The sequence below is a fragment of the Hydrogeniiclostridium mannosilyticum genome (assembly GCF_003268275.1).
Taxonomy (GTDB): Bacteria; Bacillota; Clostridia; order Oscillospirales; family Acutalibacteraceae; genus Hydrogeniiclostridium; species Hydrogeniiclostridium mannosilyticum.
Genome location: NZ_QLYR01000001.1, coordinates 658,879 through 674,510 on the forward strand (window position 1 = coordinate 658,879; position 15,632 = coordinate 674,510).

Annotated in this window: 17 protein-coding genes and 1 other annotated feature; of the genes, 3 read left to right on the plus strand and 14 right to left on the minus strand. The window is 55.6% G+C overall.

Annotated features, from left to right (window positions below):
- Positions 1 to 270 precede the first annotated feature (270 nt).
- On the plus strand, positions 271 to 492 hold the full coding sequence (locus DPQ25_RS03100; RefSeq protein WP_112331699.1) for a hypothetical protein: 222 nt from the start codon (positions 271 to 273) through the stop codon (positions 490 to 492).
- A 23-nt stretch (positions 493 to 515) separates the two neighbouring features.
- On the opposite strand, the gene DPQ25_RS03105 is transcribed toward DPQ25_RS03100, so the two are convergent.
- The 7 genes from DPQ25_RS03105 to DPQ25_RS03135 all read right to left on the minus strand — a co-directional run bounded on the left by DPQ25_RS03105 (position 516) and on the right by DPQ25_RS03135 (position 7,146).
- Entirely contained in the window at positions 516 to 1,337 is an 822-nt protein-coding gene (locus tag DPQ25_RS03105) for an HAD family hydrolase (RefSeq protein ID WP_112331700.1), read from the minus strand.
- A 180-nt stretch (positions 1,338 to 1,517) separates the two neighbouring features.
- Positions 1,518 to 1,850: an AzlD domain-containing protein gene (locus tag DPQ25_RS03110; RefSeq protein WP_112331701.1), complete on the minus strand. Its 333-nt coding sequence runs from the start codon at positions 1,848 to 1,850 to the stop codon at positions 1,518 to 1,520.
- Positions 1,847 to 2,614, minus strand: coding sequence for an AzlC family ABC transporter permease (locus DPQ25_RS03115; protein WP_242978199.1), 768 nt, complete (start codon positions 2,612 to 2,614; stop codon positions 1,847 to 1,849). The genes DPQ25_RS03110 and DPQ25_RS03115 overlap by 4 nt, the downstream gene beginning before the upstream one ends.
- A 12-nt stretch (positions 2,615 to 2,626) precedes the next feature.
- The gene (gene leuB / locus DPQ25_RS03120) at positions 2,627 to 3,706 is read right to left on the minus strand and encodes a 3-isopropylmalate dehydrogenase (RefSeq protein WP_112332023.1); all 1,080 of its coding nucleotides are present in this window, start codon (positions 3,704 to 3,706) and stop codon (positions 2,627 to 2,629) included.
- A 34-nt stretch (positions 3,707 to 3,740) separates the two neighbouring features.
- A complete protein-coding gene (gene leuA, locus DPQ25_RS03125) occupies positions 3,741 to 5,444 on the minus strand; it encodes a 2-isopropylmalate synthase (RefSeq protein ID WP_112331703.1) in 1,704 nt (567 codons plus the stop codon).
- A gap of 92 nt (positions 5,445 to 5,536) precedes the next feature.
- Positions 5,537 to 5,760: a binding site (T-box leader), on the minus strand.
- A gap of 68 nt (positions 5,761 to 5,828) precedes the next feature.
- Positions 5,829 to 6,401: a TIGR01440 family protein gene (locus DPQ25_RS03130; RefSeq protein WP_407928134.1), complete on the minus strand. Its 573-nt coding sequence runs from the start codon at positions 6,399 to 6,401 to the stop codon at positions 5,829 to 5,831.
- Positions 6,402 to 6,429: 28 nt separating this feature from the next.
- Positions 6,430 to 7,146, minus strand: a complete 717-nt coding sequence (locus DPQ25_RS03135; RefSeq protein WP_112331704.1) for a histidine phosphatase family protein — start codon at positions 7,144 to 7,146, stop codon at positions 6,430 to 6,432.
- A gap of 228 nt (positions 7,147 to 7,374) precedes the next feature.
- On the opposite strand from DPQ25_RS03135, the gene DPQ25_RS03140 reads away from it, so the two are divergent.
- On the plus strand, positions 7,375 to 8,082 hold the full coding sequence (locus DPQ25_RS03140; RefSeq protein ID WP_112331705.1) for a helix-turn-helix domain-containing protein: 708 nt from the start codon (positions 7,375 to 7,377) through the stop codon (positions 8,080 to 8,082).
- 124 nt (positions 8,083 to 8,206) lie between these two features.
- On the opposite strand, the gene DPQ25_RS03145 is transcribed toward DPQ25_RS03140, so the two are convergent.
- On the minus strand, positions 8,207 to 9,292 hold the full coding sequence (locus tag DPQ25_RS03145) for a glucuronyl esterase domain-containing protein (RefSeq protein WP_112331706.1): 1,086 nt from the start codon (positions 9,290 to 9,292) through the stop codon (positions 8,207 to 8,209).
- Positions 9,293 to 9,388: 96 nt separating this feature from the next.
- Here DPQ25_RS03145 and DPQ25_RS03150 point away from each other — a divergent pair, with 96 nt between their 5' ends.
- Positions 9,389 to 9,859 (plus strand): NUDIX hydrolase, encoded by a 471-nt coding sequence (locus DPQ25_RS03150; RefSeq protein WP_112331707.1) that lies wholly within the window; start codon positions 9,389 to 9,391, stop codon positions 9,857 to 9,859.
- 69 nt (positions 9,860 to 9,928) lie between these two features.
- Here the strand turns inward: DPQ25_RS03150 and DPQ25_RS03155 are convergent, their stop codons facing one another.
- The 6 genes from DPQ25_RS03155 to DPQ25_RS03180 form a co-directional block, all read right to left on the minus strand.
- Positions 9,929 to 10,336, minus strand: a complete 408-nt coding sequence (locus DPQ25_RS03155) for a hypothetical protein (protein WP_112331708.1) — start codon at positions 10,334 to 10,336, stop codon at positions 9,929 to 9,931.
- A gap of 28 nt (positions 10,337 to 10,364) precedes the next feature.
- Entirely contained in the window at positions 10,365 to 10,703 is a 339-nt protein-coding gene (locus DPQ25_RS15180) for a glycoside hydrolase family 3 N-terminal domain-containing protein (RefSeq protein WP_112331709.1), read from the minus strand.
- A complete protein-coding gene (locus DPQ25_RS15185) occupies positions 10,694 to 11,647 on the minus strand; it encodes a glycoside hydrolase family 3 N-terminal domain-containing protein (protein WP_177576810.1) in 954 nt (317 codons plus the stop codon). The genes DPQ25_RS15180 and DPQ25_RS15185 overlap by 10 nt, the downstream gene beginning before the upstream one ends.
- A gap of 133 nt (positions 11,648 to 11,780) precedes the next feature.
- Positions 11,781 to 13,208 carry a glycogen synthase GlgA gene (glgA, locus tag DPQ25_RS03170; protein WP_112331711.1) on the minus strand — a complete coding sequence of 476 codons (1,428 nt, stop codon included), beginning with the start codon at positions 13,206 to 13,208 and terminating at the stop codon, positions 11,781 to 11,783.
- 79 nt (positions 13,209 to 13,287) lie between these two features.
- On the minus strand, positions 13,288 to 14,403 hold the full coding sequence (glgD, locus tag DPQ25_RS03175; RefSeq protein WP_112331712.1) for a glucose-1-phosphate adenylyltransferase subunit GlgD: 1,116 nt from the start codon (positions 14,401 to 14,403) through the stop codon (positions 13,288 to 13,290).
- Positions 14,403 to 15,629: a glucose-1-phosphate adenylyltransferase gene (locus DPQ25_RS03180; RefSeq protein WP_112331713.1), complete on the minus strand. Its 1,227-nt coding sequence runs from the start codon at positions 15,627 to 15,629 to the stop codon at positions 14,403 to 14,405. The genes glgD and DPQ25_RS03180 overlap by 1 nt, the downstream gene beginning before the upstream one ends.
- Positions 15,630 to 15,632: the final 3 nt, after the last annotated feature.

Consider the following 15,632-nt stretch of genomic DNA (forward strand, 5'->3'; position numbering starts at 1 on the left):
ACATGACCGGCAGCTTTTTCTTGCAAATTTCTCACAAAACTGGCAGGCATTAACACGGTTAAGCGCATCGGTTCCAGATAAAATAAGTAACGAGGAGCGAAGCCGCAATTTTATTTTATAAACGAATTTGATTTAAAAGCGCAAGAACGAATACAGCTTGGCTGCGATTTTGACCGCAGCCGGGAGATAAAATAAAATTAGGCCTCCCTTCTCCTGATTCGATTTTATTTGGTCTGTCAACCGGCCTATCATGAAAGAAGGGCACAACCGATGATCAATAACATCCCTGTTGGCCTGCCCGGTGAAGAAGCCGGATGGAATTCTGGCCTTTATATCGCTTTAGGCGGCGTTGACCTGCTGCACGGCGATTCTGATTTTGAGGGCTATTTTTCTTCACTTCCCGAGGATGCACAGCTGCGCCTGCTCCAGAAAAGCGGGCATTCCGCTGAAGCCCTTCGGGAAAATATCCGGGAGCTTCAAAAACGGGATTAAGGCCCGGCAAGCGCCTGCGGCGTTTAAACGCGCCGCAGGCTACATAGGCTCCCTTCCCGCAAATAATGCTGAATCGCCCAGACCACCCCGCCCTGATCGTTGGAGCGTGTTTCATAGCGGGCGGCCTTTTTCACCGCCTCGCAGGCGTTCGCCATTGCTACACTGTGCCCAACGGCGCCGATCAGCTCCAGGTCGTTGTAAAAATCTCCGAACGCCATCACCTCCTCAGGGGCAATCTGCAAACGCTGCTGGATGCTCTGCATCGCCGCGCCCTTGCTGACCCCCTTTGCCACCACATCCAGCCACATGGCGCTGGAAAAGGTAACCTGCGCCCGCGCCCCAATACAGGCTTGCAGGCGTTTCCAGCCGTTTTGCTCCGTGTCTCTGAAATCACAGCCGGTAAAGCGTAAAAGCGGGTGCGTTTCTGCCAGAGCCCTGAGATCCGGCACCTTACGATGAATGATGTTAAACTTTTCCAGCATCCGTTGAAAGCGCTCGTCCTCATGTTGAACATAGCCGTAGCTTTCGTCGAAGACAATCGGGTAAAAATCCGGGATTGACGCTGCCTCGTCAAGGCAGGAAAGCACCAACTCCGCTGAAAGCCCGCACGAGGCCAGGGTCTGCTTCTGGTAGGAAACATGCGCGCCGTTCTGTGTAATGTACAAAAGCCGCTCCGCAACAGGCGCAAACAGCTCCTCAATATTGAGCAGCTGCCGGCCGGTGGCTGCCGCAAAAATAATACCCCGTGCGGTAAGCTGCTCAATTAGCGGAAAAATTTCCCCATCCAGCGTGCCGTCGCTTTTAACCAGCGTTCCATCCATGTCAGACGCAATCAGCTTAATCAAACCGGTACCCCCATCCGTTCAGTAATATAGCCGTAAAAACAACCGCGTGCTTTTCGCGCGGTAAAGCCCATCCCGGCAGAGATCCTCTCTGCAAGATCTCTTAATTGTTATTTTACCATAAATCTATAAAAAAACAAAGCGGCCCTCCCACGGACTTGCCGCAGAAAAACCGCATAAGCATTAGAAGGCCAGCATGCCGCAAAGCAATAAAAGCTGCTCGGTGAGGAACGCCGCCGCTGTAGCGCCGAGCGCCACTGTCAGCAAGCCCTTGCCGAAATACGCCAGCAGCAGCGCCGTCAGCAGGCCGGCCAGGCCGGAAACCATGCTGGACGTTGAATATAAAATATCCGGGAATGTCATGGCCGCCAAAACCGCATAGGGTACATAAAACAGAAAGGATTTGACAAAGCGGTTATTGATTTTTTTACGAAAAATTGCGAGCGGAAGCACCCGCGGAAGATAGGTCACCAGGGCCATAACCGCTACGCAGATGAGGATTCTAGGGTAGTTCACGCCGGCGCGCCCCCTTCCTCTTCCGCCGGCACATCGTCCACCGGGTAGCGCATCGCCGCCCAAGCAGAGACTGCCACCGCGCAAATAATAATTACCCAGCCGGAAGAAATCCCGGAGAGGAACGGCGTCCATTTGAAAGCGCAGCTCAATCCCATGGAAAACAACACCACCCACAGGACCGGCCTCGCCTTACGGGCCGGCGGGATAATAATGGCCAGGAACATCCCGTAAATTGCGATGCCCAGCGCGCTGCGCAGAACCGGCGGCAGCAGCTCCGTTACCGTTGCCCCCAGCAGGGTCCCCAGCGCCCAACCGATATACGGCATCAAAATTAGCCCGGAAAAATAGCGCGCGTTGACGGCCCCCTTCTGCTGGCTGGCAACCGCAAAGATTTCATCCGTAATACCAAAGGATAGTGTCCAGCGCTGCAGGGCCGTCATCGCCTCGTCAACCTTTTGCGAGAGGGAGAGCGACATCAGCATATAGCGAATATTGATAACAAAGGTCGTCACAGCGATTTCCACATAAGAGCTGCCCGCCACAATCAGCGCAAGCCCCGCGAACTGCCCGGCCGAGGTCAGGTTTGTCATGGAAATCAGCACCGCCAGCCAGACGGGCAGGCCGTCCTGCACCACCGTCATGCCAAAGGCAAACGACACACTGATGTAGCCCAGGCAGATAGGCAGGCCGTCCCTCAGCCCCTTGCGAAAGGTCAGCGCCGAAGGTTTTTGTTCTGGCATATTGTCACCCGATCGTTTTTTCATATATAGCGCGCGTTATTTTGCAAGATATTCGCAAACCAGGCCGCCCATTTCCTCACAGGTGACCCTCCGGGCGCCCTCCGTATAAATGTCGGGTGTACGGTATTGCTTAAGCACCTCCGAGACAGCGCCTTCAATGGCGGCGGCAGCCTCCGGCTCATCCAGAGAATATTTCAGCATCATTGCGGCAGAGAGAATGGTTGCCAGCGGGTTAGCGCTGCCGGTGCCCGCGATGTCAGGCGCGGAGCCGTGAATCGGCTCATAAAGGCCCGCACGGCCCGAACCTAGGCTTGCGCTCGCCAGCATGCCGATGCTGCCGCTGATCATGGACGCCTCGTCCGAAAGAATATCCCCGAACATATTCGAAGTCAGGATCACGTCGAACTGGCCGGGATTGCGCACCAGCTGCATGGCGCAGTTGTCCACATACAAGTGGTTCAGCTCAACCTCCGGGTACTCCTGCGCCACCCTTTCCACCGTTGCGCGCCACAGGCGGGAGCTCTCCAGCACATTGGCCTTATCCACGCTGCACAGCTTTCGGGAACGCTTCTGCGCCATGGAGAATGCCACGCGCGCGATGCGTTCAATCTCCGGCACACTGTACTGCTCTGTGTCATAGGCGGCCTCGGCGCCGTCCTCCAGCGTTCTACGGCCGCGCTCCCCAAAATAGATGCCGCCTGTCAGCTCACGCACCACCATGATGTCGAGCTTTTCACCGATGATCTCCGGTCTTAGCGGAGAGGCCTCCCGCAGCTCCGGAAAGATCACCGCCGGACGGAGGTTGGCAAACAGGCCCAGCGCGCTGCGGATGCCGAGCAACCCCTTTTCCGGGCGCTGGTTGCCCGGCAGCCCATCCCATTTAGGGCCGCCCACGGCGCCCAGCAGCGTAGAGTCCGCACGCATACATTTGTCAATCGTTTCCTGCGGCAGCGGAGTTCCCGCCGCATCAATGGCGCAGCCGCCGAGCAGCGCCTCCTCAAATTTCATACAGAAGCCAAAACGCTCCCCGGCCTTTTCCAGCACACGCGCCGCTTGCCCTACAATTTCCGGGCCGATGCCGTCGCCCTTCAGCAGTACTACTTGATATTCCTTCATCTTTTTATCCTCCATAACGATATATAGTTGAGCCTTAAGCTTTTTGCTCCTTTTCATTGGCTGCCCGGTTGATGGCGCAGATGATCCCCTTGATGGAGGCCAGGCTGATGTTGCCGTCCATCCCCACGCCAAACACGGATTTGCCTTCCGGCGTACGCAGCTGGATATAGGAAAGCGCCTTGGAGTCAGCGCCCTTGTCGACCGCGTGCTCACTATAGGATACAAATTTATAATCGGTAATACCCACGCCGCGCAGCGCGTTGAAGAACGCGGCGATGGGGCCGTTGCCCTTACCGCTGATTGGATGGTCCTCATGGCGGAAGCGCAGGATGCCGTCAAAATGAACGACGGTATTGTCGGAATCGGTGTCATTTTCTTCAAACAGCTTATATTGCTTTAGATTGTAAGGGTAGCGCAGGTCCAAATATTCCCTGCGGAAAATCGAGAAAATTTCCTCCGGCTTCAGCTCGCGGCCAGCCTCGTCGCATGCCGCCGTAACCATGGCGCCAAACTCGGGATGCATCGCTTTGGGCAGGTCATAGCCAAAGCTCTGGCGCATGACAAAGGCCGCGCCTCCTTTGCCCGACTGGCTGTTGATGCGAATGATGGGTTCATATTCACGCCCCACATCGGCGGGGTCAATCGGCAGGTACGGAACCTCCCAATAGGGCGTGCCGCTTTCACTCATATACTGTACACCCTTGCTGATGGCATCCTGGTGAGAACCCGAGAACGCAGTGAACACCAGGTCGCCCGCATAGGGGTGGCGGGGATGCACCGTCATGCGCGTACATTTTTCATAGATTTTGCGGATTTGCGGGATATCCGAAAAGTCGAGCCGCGGATCCACACCCTGGGAATACAGATTCATGGCGATATTCAAAATATCGGCGTTGCCGGTCCGTTCACCATTGCCGAACAGTGTTCCTTCCACACGCTCCGCGCCGGCCATAAGCCCCAGCTCTGTCGCAGCCGTGCCGGTACCACGGTCATTGTGAGGATGAAGGCTGATGATGGCACACTCCCGATGCTTCAGGTGACGGCAGAAGTACTCAATTTGGTCCGCATGGTGGTTGGGCGTGGACATTTCAACCGTGTTGGGCAGGTTGAGAATGACCTTCTTTTCCGGGGTCGCCCCCAATGTCTCCAGCACCTGCTCACAGATATATACGGCATTGTCCATCTCCGTACCGGAAAAGCTCTCCGGCGAATATTCATAACGGATATTGGCACCCGTGCGGGCAACCTCCTTCTCCGTCAGTTCGCGCACCAGCTTCGCACCCTCTATGGCAATGTCCGTCACCCCCTGCATATCCGTCTTAAAGACTACCTTACGCTGCAGGGTAGAGGTCGAATTGTAAAAATGGACGATGACGTTTTTAGCGCCGTCGATTGCCTCAAAGGTCTTTTGAATCAGGTGCGGGCGGCATTGCACCAGCACCTGGATGGTCACGTCGTCAGGAATCAAATTCCGCTCAATCAGCGCCCGGCAGATTTCATACTCCGTCTCCGAAGCGGAAGGGAACCCGATTTCAATCTCCTTAAAGCCAATATCCGTCAGCATTTTAAAAAACTGAAGCTTTTCCTCCAGGTTCATCGGGTCAATCAGCGCCTGGTTGCCGTCGCGCAGATCCACGCTGCACCATACCGGCGCCTTGGTAATCGCCTTATCCGGCCAAGTGCGGTCCGGCAGCGAAACCGGCTGGAATGGAATGTACTTCTTAAAGCCTTGATACATGACAGATTCCTCCTATTTTAAAAATGGCAAGACAATAAAGGCACGAAAGACACTAGAGGAGCAACAAAAAGCCCCGAAATTCCTCAACGGAATTTCGGGGCGAATCAACCATTCGCGGTACCACCCAAATTCAGTACACCAAGTACCCTCTAACCTCTAACAAGGCCTTAGCTTTTAACGCAGCCCATGCGTCCGGCCCTCTTCGAACCGGCGGCTCCAGGATGAGTTATACACACAAAGCTAACCGCGGGCTCTCACCAGCCGCCCGCTCTCTGACGGTTTCAGCAATGCGTCTTGTTCCCTTCATTGCCTTTTGATATTACTCTTATTATAGAACCGGTCTTTTAAAATGTCAAGCTGAAAATTCACTGCAATTTCCGGCCGTCACAGGAGCTCCTCCTGATAACGCGCGCGGGCGCCGCCGACAAATTTTGCCCGCGTTCTGGCGCAAATCAAAACCGCCTCACCGATTTTAGCAACCGAAAGCCGCACCGGAACCGCCACCGGGACCAAGTGCATGCCGATCAGGGTCCCGCCAATATCCATGCCCGCACGGGCAGGCAGCGCCTCAACCGCGCATGGGTGGACAAATTGTTCCCAGGCCGTCGTGGCAAAAGATCCCCCCGCTTTGGGCTGCGGCACCACATTGACACGCTCCAGCCGGTATGCGCGCCGCGCCTCCTCCTCAATAATCAGAGCGCGGTTCAAGTGCTCGCAGCACTGCGCCGCCAGGTAAACCCCCTGCTCCCGCAGTACCGGGTAAATACCCGCAAACACCGCGCGCGCCGCCTCTATGCTGGAATCGGATCCGATTTTATGGCCGGTCACTTCGCTGGAAGAGCAGCCGACTACAAAAAGGCTGCCCGTTTCCAGCCTTGCCTGCTCCAGCAGTTCCTTTGCCGCCGTGCGCGCCTGCTCCTGAATATTGCAGAACCCTTCACTCATCTTTTCCGCCATTATAGATCCCCCTTTTATCATATCCTGTTTACGGTTCCTGCCGAGACGCTTCTTCATCCTGGCCGCCATAGCTACGGGCTGCCGCCTCCCGGGCCAGGTTGAGGATGCCGCCGTTCTCCGCCGGATCTTCGCGCGGCGGCAGCTGTGCGTAGACCTCCGCCACCATGGAGCGCATCCACAGGCCAGGCGTAATCCGCACGGAGTAGCCGCAGCCGGCATCCATCATCCACTCATAGGCCTGCGCGCGCGGCAAGCCATATGCCGCCAGCAGGGACATGATCACCCCGCCGGAGGCCACCACAACGGCGCTGACCGTCTGCGTACGCAGCAGCTGCTCAACCAGGGCCTCAAACGCGGCGCATACCCGGTACATGAAGGCCTGGTTGCTTTCACCGCCGGCCGGGCCGGCCTGGGGGCCGCCGTTCATCCACTCCATAAAGTGCGGGTCGGCCTGGGCAATCTCCCCTGCAGTCTTGCCCTCCCACGCGCCAAAATCGCATTCGCTGAATCCATCGACCAAGGCGGGCCGTGCCTGTGGGTACAAAACCTCCAATGTCTCCCGGCAGCGCAGCTGCGGCGCACAGAAATAGGCCTGCGCGGCGGGGTATCCCCCAGCCCGCCGCTGCTTCTCGAGCTGGGCCCGGCCGGCCGGAGCAAGCGGCAGATCCGTCCGCCCGACATAGCGGCCCTGCAGGTTGCCCTCCGTCAGGCCGTGCCGTATAAAATGAATGACATAAGACTGCATGCTTTCAACCTCTTCTCCTTGACTTTTGTAAGGTTTTTTATTGCCGCTGTGGCGCCGCCCAATTTTTAAGCGCGCATTTTGTGGGAAACGACGGGTAAAATGTGGTTCGACAGCCTGGCAAACACTGTATCTAGCCCTTTACAAATGGTTATAATTCCTGTATACTTTACGATAAGTTATTTGATTTTCTGCCCTGATTCTACATTGTTCAACGGAGGCTTACTGAGAATGAATGACCATTTTCCCAGAATCATTACGCTTCTGCGGAAGGAGCGGAAGCTGAGTCAAAAAAAGGCGGCCGAGGCCCTCGGCGTATCCCAGGCCCTGCTCTCCCACTATGAAAAAGGAATCCGTGAATGCGGACTTGATTTTGTGACCCGCGCCGCTGATTTTTACGATGTTTCCTGCGATTACCTGCTGGGCAGGTCGCCCAACCGCAACGGCGCCATCCTCTCGGTCGAGGATATTCCCGAGCCCGATGCCGCCGGGAAGGAAAATGTGTTCCGCGGCAGCCTGTTGCCGACACTGAACAAAAAGCTTTTAGCAAACTCCCTTAATATTATCTACGATCTTCTGCAAAAAAGCAACAACAAAGCGTTGACGGGCGAGATCTCGGCCGGCCTGAACGCCGCCGTGTACCGTTCTTTCCGCATTTTATACTCGGCGAATGAGAAGAACCCCCAGGGGCTTTTCTCCATTCCGGAGCCGCTCAGCGACAGCCGCTCAGCCGCCGCACAGGATATTGCCGAGGCCAACGCCGTCTGCCTGGCGGCCGGCATGGATGTGGAGGAGCTGGAGGGGCTGAAAAAGGGCGCCGCTCCAGCGCTTTCTCCAGAGCAGCTCTCAACAGATTACCCGCTGTTTGCGGCCTCGCTTTTTAACCTCATTCAGAATGCGGAGAGCCGTATGGGCGTTAAAAAGGAAAAGAAAAAATAAAAGCCGTGCGAGCCCCGCAGCCGTACCGGAAAAGAACACAACACCCTGCAATTCAGCGGTGAATTGCAGGGCATTCTTTTTGTTCTCTACCCCGGGCCGATCCCCCCAGGTACGCAATCTTGCCTTACAGCTTCAGTTTTTTGGCAAAAAAATTGAGATAGTACTGCCAATCCCGGCGGCTAAGAAAATGTGTGCCGCTGCGGTAATGGAAGCTCACCGCCCCATCCTGTAGAGCGCTGTCAACCGGAATCATCTCCTGCGGCATTGCCAACGCACCCAGGCCATAAAGCTGCCAGGCAGGGCCGGCCGCTATGCAGGAAAGCAGCTGAGACTGCGGGTCCGCCCACTCGTCAATTTGTGCGGACCCAATCGCCAACGGGCGCGGGGCAATAGCCGCCAGCAGAAAATGCTGGTCAAAGGGCATCTGTTCCTCGCGGTTGCGGTGGCGTTGATAGGAGGCACTAAACCAGAAGGGATAGTTGGCAGTAATATCCACAATATGCTCCCCCAGCTTGCCGCGGGTAACGGCATCGCCGGAACAGCCCGCATCGTTTGAAATACACCCAGCGACCCGCCTGTCCTGCGCCGCGCACCACAGAGAGGTCTTTCCCAACCGGGAGTGTCCCGCTGTTATAATGCCGTCTTTGCGAAGCTCCGGCTGTTCCAGCAAAACATCGGCCGCCCGGCTCATTGCATAAGCCCAGCAGCCGATTTTTCCCATCTGGCCGTCCCTTCTCTCTGCCAGAGAATAACAGCCGGCAAGGCCGTTTTCCATATCGGCATCATCCGAACTTACGTCCTCGTAATAAACACAGGCCGTGGCAAACCCATGGTCCAGGATTTCCTCAACCGGATAATACTCGTCGGGAATCTGTGCACGGAAATTCATGAGCAGAATACACGGCGCCGGCTTCTCCGACCGCGGCACCGCCAGGTAAAGAGGAAAGGAAAATACCCCTTTCGGCGTATCAAAGCTTACTGTAAAGCGTTTTTCTACCGCCTTATCCGCATAAGCCGCCGCTTCTTCCTCCAGTTTCCATGAAGCCGGAACCGGCGCGGGCGAAACCCCGTAAACCTCCTGTGCTAAAACGTCCAGCAGCTCCACTCTGCGTTTTTCCCAGCCGCCTATTCCGGCAACGGCCCCGCCGTCGTTCATCGTCATGAGCTCCGGAAGTTTCCGGGCCGCCAGAATCTCCTGTAATGTCGCCATGTTACTCCCCCTTTTCAATTAGCTTCATCATACAAGCTAGTTTCATGAAAGTCAATCCTCCGGTAAAAATTCTATTTTGAGAAAGGAGCTCCTGCTATGCCAGAGGTTCGTTTTTATTTGGAAGCAGACGACCGCCTGCTCAAATTCGCCGTCATCGTTGCCCGCTATCAAGGGCAGTGGGTCTTTTGCAAGCATCGGAAGCGCAACACCTATGAATGCCCCGGAGGCCACCGGGAACCCGGCGAACCGGTTGACCAGGCCGCCGCACGCGAGCTGTATGAAGAAACCGGCGCCAAGGACTACCGTCTGGCGCCGGTCTGCAGCTATTCCGTTTACCAACCGGAAAGCGGTGAGGAAAGCTACGGAATGCTCTATTTCGCTGAGATTCAAACCCTTGGGCCATTGCCTGCTGAGTTCGAAATGGAGCGCATCGAGCTGTTTACCGAGCCGCCCGCCAACTGGACATATCCTGAAATCCAGCCCCAGCTTCTGGACCGGGTGCGCTTATTTCTAAAAAGCCGCGCGGCAAGCCCCGCGGAGCCAAAAGGCCCGCAAAGGCCCGTGTAGCCATGAAAAGCGTGGGCTTTGGTTGTGCTTTTTATAGCCTTCTAAGGCCGGATATCCAACGCAAAAAACTTATTTTATTTTACAATACTGCTCTCCCCGGCGTGTCAAACGAAGATACCCCTTGACCAGCATCGGAATGGTAAAAAGCGTATCCGGCCGCTTAGCCGCCTCCATCGCCGTATGGCACAGCAGCTCATAGACAGCGCTGCGGTAATAAACGTCATAATCGCCGGCCACCCAGATATTTACGGAAAAGTCGGCGGCTATAAGCCCCTTTTGGCGCAGGGCCTTCAGGGCCCCGGCCCGCTCCTTAATCAGCTCCATTGAGTCCTCCGGCTCTGTAATCCGCACATAATCAAGCGCCGTCATTACCAGCTCCTCCGAGCTGTCGCTGTGCAGCTCAAAACGGGCTACCGGGTAACGGCAGGCCTGTCCAATCGCTCTCAGCAGGTGCTTTTCTCTCCATGTCAGCTCCATCTTTAACCTCCTAAATGCTTCCATCTAATTAATACAGGATTCCCATTGCATATTTCCAGGCCAACACGCGAATCACGGATTCATCCAGCCGTTCTTCACTGACCACGCCACTCTGCACCGCATCATATAAGGCCGTAAAATCGTCCGCATAATAGGTGGACAGCAGCAGGTCATTCCCGGCATTAAAGGCCTGAACAGCAGGATTTTTCCCACCGGTATACTGCGGAACAGCCTCCATGCTGAGATCGTCGGTGATGACCACCCCGCTGAAGCCCAGTTCCTCCCGCAAAACCTCGTGGACCCTGCCCGACAGCGTCGCCGGTGCATCCGGGTCTATGGCGGTTACAATATTATGGCTTACCAGGATGCAGGGGGCCCCGCCGAAATGCCCGCTTCAAAGGGAATAAAATCCGAGTTTAGAAACGTATCGTAGCTGCGGCTGTCATAGGCGATGCCGGTATGCGTGTCCGCATTGTTCCCATAACCGGGAAAATGCTTAAGCACGCAAGAAAACCCGTTGGCCTCGTAAACATTGACAGAAGTGCGGATAAACGCCGCCGTTTCCTCCGCCGGCCGGCCGAAGCTGCGGTCATAGATAAAATCCGAGGGGTTGGTTGAGACGTCCGCTACCGGCGCCAAATTCATATTTAGCCCCAGTTCCCGCAGCAGCTCAATTTTATCCACGGTGTCCGCCCGGACCGCATCCATGCCGCCCCGGGCAAAAACCTGCTGCGGCGATTGAAACCTTTGACCGGCAAGGGCAGGGTAGCGGCTGACACGGACGACCGTGCCGCCCTCCTCGTCGCAGCATAAGGCAAGCGGGATGTCGCTTGCTGCCTGAAAGGAGTCCGTCATGGCGCGCACCTGCTCCTTCGTCTTATCAGCGAAGGCATCGGCCATCAGGCAATAGCCGGCGGGCTGATAGGTCTCAAGCGCCTCGAGCTGTCCCGAAGCCGGGCAGCGAAAAAGGAAGACCTGCCCCACCTTTTCCCGCACGGTCATCTGCTCCGCCTTTTTTTCGGCGGCCTTGTAATAACCGGCAAATAAATCCTGCATAGACAGCCTCCCCATCCCGATTTTCTCCGGCTGAGACACCGCTGGCTCAGAAGCAGCGGCGGCGGAGCCCTCCTCCGGCATGGAACGGCTCTCCAGCGGAAGCTCCGCCGTTGACGACTGCGCCCCGCTGCCGTTCCACACCAGCAGATTGGAAAGCCTCAGCGCCCCATATGCCACGCCTACGGCCGCCAGCGTCAAAGCCACGGTCAGCAGCACTGTTTTTCCGCCGCCCCTCCAGCCTCTCCGTCCCGTCAAGCCCATCCCCCTCTCATTCTGTCTTTTTTTATTCTCCATCTTTCCGTCCGTTCTGTCAAGCGAATAGCCATGATTAAAACCGGATTCCTTTATTTTCAGGAATCCGGTTTAGCTGATTTTAATAGACGATATGTCAATCTTCCTTGAGCAAATCGCGGTAAAGGCGGATATACTCATTGGCGGAACGGCCCCAGGAATTGTCCGCCTCCATAGCCCGGTCCACCAGGAGCTGCCAGCCTGCTTGGTCCTCATAACCTTTCAGGGCCCGTCGGACCGCATAGAGCATGTCGCCGCTGTCGTAATTACAGAAGGTAAAGCCGTTGCCCTTACCGTCGCCGCTGTCCTGAATCGAGTCCTTCAGCCCGCCGGTTTCACGCACTACCGGGATTGCCCCATAACGCAGGGCGATCATTTGAGAAAGCCCGCAGGGCTCGCTCCGGCTCGGCATCAGAAAAATATCCGCCGCGGCGTAAATCTTTCTGGACAGCTCCGGTATAAAGCCAAAGCACGCACATAAACGCCCCGGATATTGGTCTTGCATAGCGCGGAAAAACATCTCGTATTCATATTCCCCGGACCCCAGAATGACAAACTGTGCATTTGACTCCTGCATGAGCTGGCCGAGCGTTTCCTTGACTAGATCCAGCCCCTTGTGCTGCACCATTCGGGTAACCATGCCAATCAGCGGGGCGCCGGGATTCTCCTCCAAGCCCAGCCGAGCCTGCAGCTCCCTTTTATTCAGGGCCTTTCCGCTCCTGTCCTGTACGGAATAGGGGGCATACAGGTCGGGGTCCGCCGCTGGGTCATAGCTGACCGTATCGATGCCGTTTAAAATCCCGGTAATTTTCCAGGCCCGCTCCCGTAAAATAGCCTCCAGCTTATGTGCGTACCAGGGGTCCAAAATTTCCTTCGCATAGGTCGGGCTCACCGTGGTGACGCAATTTGCCGCTTCAATGCCGCCCTTCATCAGGTTGACGCAGCCGTCATATTCCAGCAGCGAGGCCGCGCTCATAGGGATGCCGAGCACATCCTCCAGCAGCTCCATGCCATATTTCCCCTGGTATTGGATATTGTGAATGGTAAATACGGTTTTAATGCCCTGGAACCACTCCCGGCCCGCGTAAAACAGGCTGTAATACACCGGCGTCAAGGCGGTTTGCCAGTCATTACAATGGATGACGTCGGGCTTAAAATCAATATAGGGAAGCATTTCCAGCGCGGCCCGGCTTAAAAACGCAAAGCGTTCGGCATCGTCATAATGGCCATAGAGGCCTTTCCGCTTGAAATAGTACTGGTTATCGAGCAAATAATAAATTACGCCGCCGGAGCGCGCCTCAAACACCCCGCAATACTGGCGCCGCCAGGCAACAGGAACCGACAGGCTCGTGATAAACTTCATACTTTCCCGCAGCTCCGGCGGGATATCCTCGTAGAGCGGCATAACAATCCGGCATCCAACCAACCGGAGCCGGAGTGCCTGCGGTAAGGAACCGCAAACGTCCGCCAGCCCTCCCGTTGCCGCAAACGGCCTTGCCTCACTGGTACAAAACAACACTTTCATAAGTCACGCTCCCCACACTTTCAATATTGATGAAAGGCCCCTGCCCACCCGGATGATTTTACACAACACCGGGGCCTTGCTATACGACCGCGCCTTTACTAATTAATACCGGATAAGACTGGAACCCCATCAGCGACCGTTCGTTTTTAATATCCACATCCTTATCCGCAATTACATAACTCAGCTGGCAGCCCGCGCCGATGGCGCCGTCCTGCATAATCACGCAGTTGCGCAGCACGGTTCCCCTGCCGACCTTTACGCCCCGGAAAAGCACACAGTTTTCTACTGTTCCGTCCACGACACAACCGTCTGCAATGATGGAATTGGACACACTGGCCCCGAGGCCGTAGCGGGCGGGCATATCGTCCCGCACCTTGGTAAACACAGGGCGGTCCTTGGCAAACAGCTGCTCCCGCACCTCTTGCAGCATTAGGGACATGTTGGCCTCAAAGTAGGATTGCACAGAGCCAATCAACCTCATATAGCCTGTGTACTGGTAGCCGCAGACCTTATACTTCGCCAAATTGCGCTGCAGGAGATCCCGCTCAAAATGATACTGGTTGCGGCTGATGCAATCATCCACCAGGCACATCAGCAACTCGCGGCGGATCAGCAAAAAGCTCATGCCGAAGTCGCATGCGCCGTCTGTCCGCGGCGAAATCAGCATATCCAGAATCCGGCCGTCCGGGCCGACGGTGTATACGGCCGGATCCGCCATATCCAGTGGAATCCGTCCATGGCGGTAGACGATCGTGATGTCCGCATCATGCTGCAGATGAAACGACAGAACAGACGAAAAATTGATGCTGCACAAAATATCGCAGTCCGACAGCGCCACAAACTCCTCATTGGAGTTGCGCAGGAAAGAACTGATGGAACTGAGCAGCTCGATGCGGCTGTCCGTATTTGAAGCCTCACGGCCAAAGGGCGGCAGGATAAACAGCCCCTCGCGCTTGCGCGATAGGTCCCAGGCCTTTCCGGAGCCGAGATGATCCATCAGCGACTGATAATTGCTCTTCGTAATCACCCCTACCTTATTGATGCCGGAGTTCACCATGTTGGACAGCGGAAAATCGATCAAACGGTAGCGCCCGCCAAATGGGACAGAGCCCATCGCGCGTTTTTCCGTTAATTCCCGTATTTTTTCATCGTGTATATTTGAAAAAACAATTCCTAAAATATTATTGCCGCGCATTACCGAGCCTCCCCTTCATAATCCTTCCCGGGTTCTGCCATTGCCCGGGGCGGCACCACTGCCCCCGGCAAAACCACCGCGCCGGCGCCAACCACCGCAACTCCCCATTCGTTCTTGTTTTCAATATCCTCCGGCCGTGCGCCGACAACGGCACCCTTTTGAACAACGGCATCCTCTGCCACAATCGCGTACTGGACCACCGCACCTTCCTCCACACGGCTGCCGGGCATGAGAATAGAGTCCTTTACCACTGCGCCCGGCGCGACATAAACCCCGGCAAACAACACTGAAAAATCAATCTCACCGTAAACGCTGCAGCCCTCCGCAACCAAGGAATTTTGCACCCTGGCCCCGGCTGCCACATACTGAGGCGGCATGACTGGATTGCGGGAATAAATCTTCCAGCGCTCTTCACTTAAATCTAGCTGAACCTTGGGGTTGAGCAAATCCATGTTGGATTCCCATAGGCTCTCAATGGTACCTACGTCCTTCCAATACCCCTCAAATTCATAGGCATACATCCGCTCGCCCGCATGCAGCATGGCAGGAAGAATGTTCTTGCCGAAATCGTTGTCAGAATCCGGGTCCGCGCCGTCCGCCGTCAAATACGCCTTCAGCTTTTCCCAATTAAAGATATAGATTCCCATAGACGCTTTATTGGATTTAGGCTGCTTGGGCTTTTCGTCGAACTCATAGATTGCGCCGCCGTCATTGGTGTTGAGGATTCCGAACCGCGGCGCTTCTTCCCAGGGAACCTCAATGACCGAAATGGTACAATCCGCTCCTTTTTCCTTATGGTAGGCGAGCATTTTGGAATAATCCATCTTGTAAATGTGATCCCCCGAGAGAACGATTACATACTCGGGGTGATAGCGCTCAATAAAAGGGATATTCTGAAAAATAGCGTTAGCCGTCCCCTTGTACCAATCCGACCGCTGGTTGCCCTGAAAAGGGGGCAGCACATGTACTCCCGCGCCGTTCATACTGTCCAGGTCCCAGGGCTGGCCGCTTCCAATATACTCGTTGAGCTCCAGCGGCTGATATTGCGTTAAAACACCGACCGTATCAATGCCCGAATTTACACAATTGGACAGAGGGAAATCAATAATCCTGTATTTTCCTCCATAGGGTACCGCCGGTTTCGCCATGTTTTTTGTCAGTACCCCTAGCCTACTGCCCTGGCCGCCGGCCAGCAGCATTGCCACAATTTCTTGTTTTGGCAGCATAGT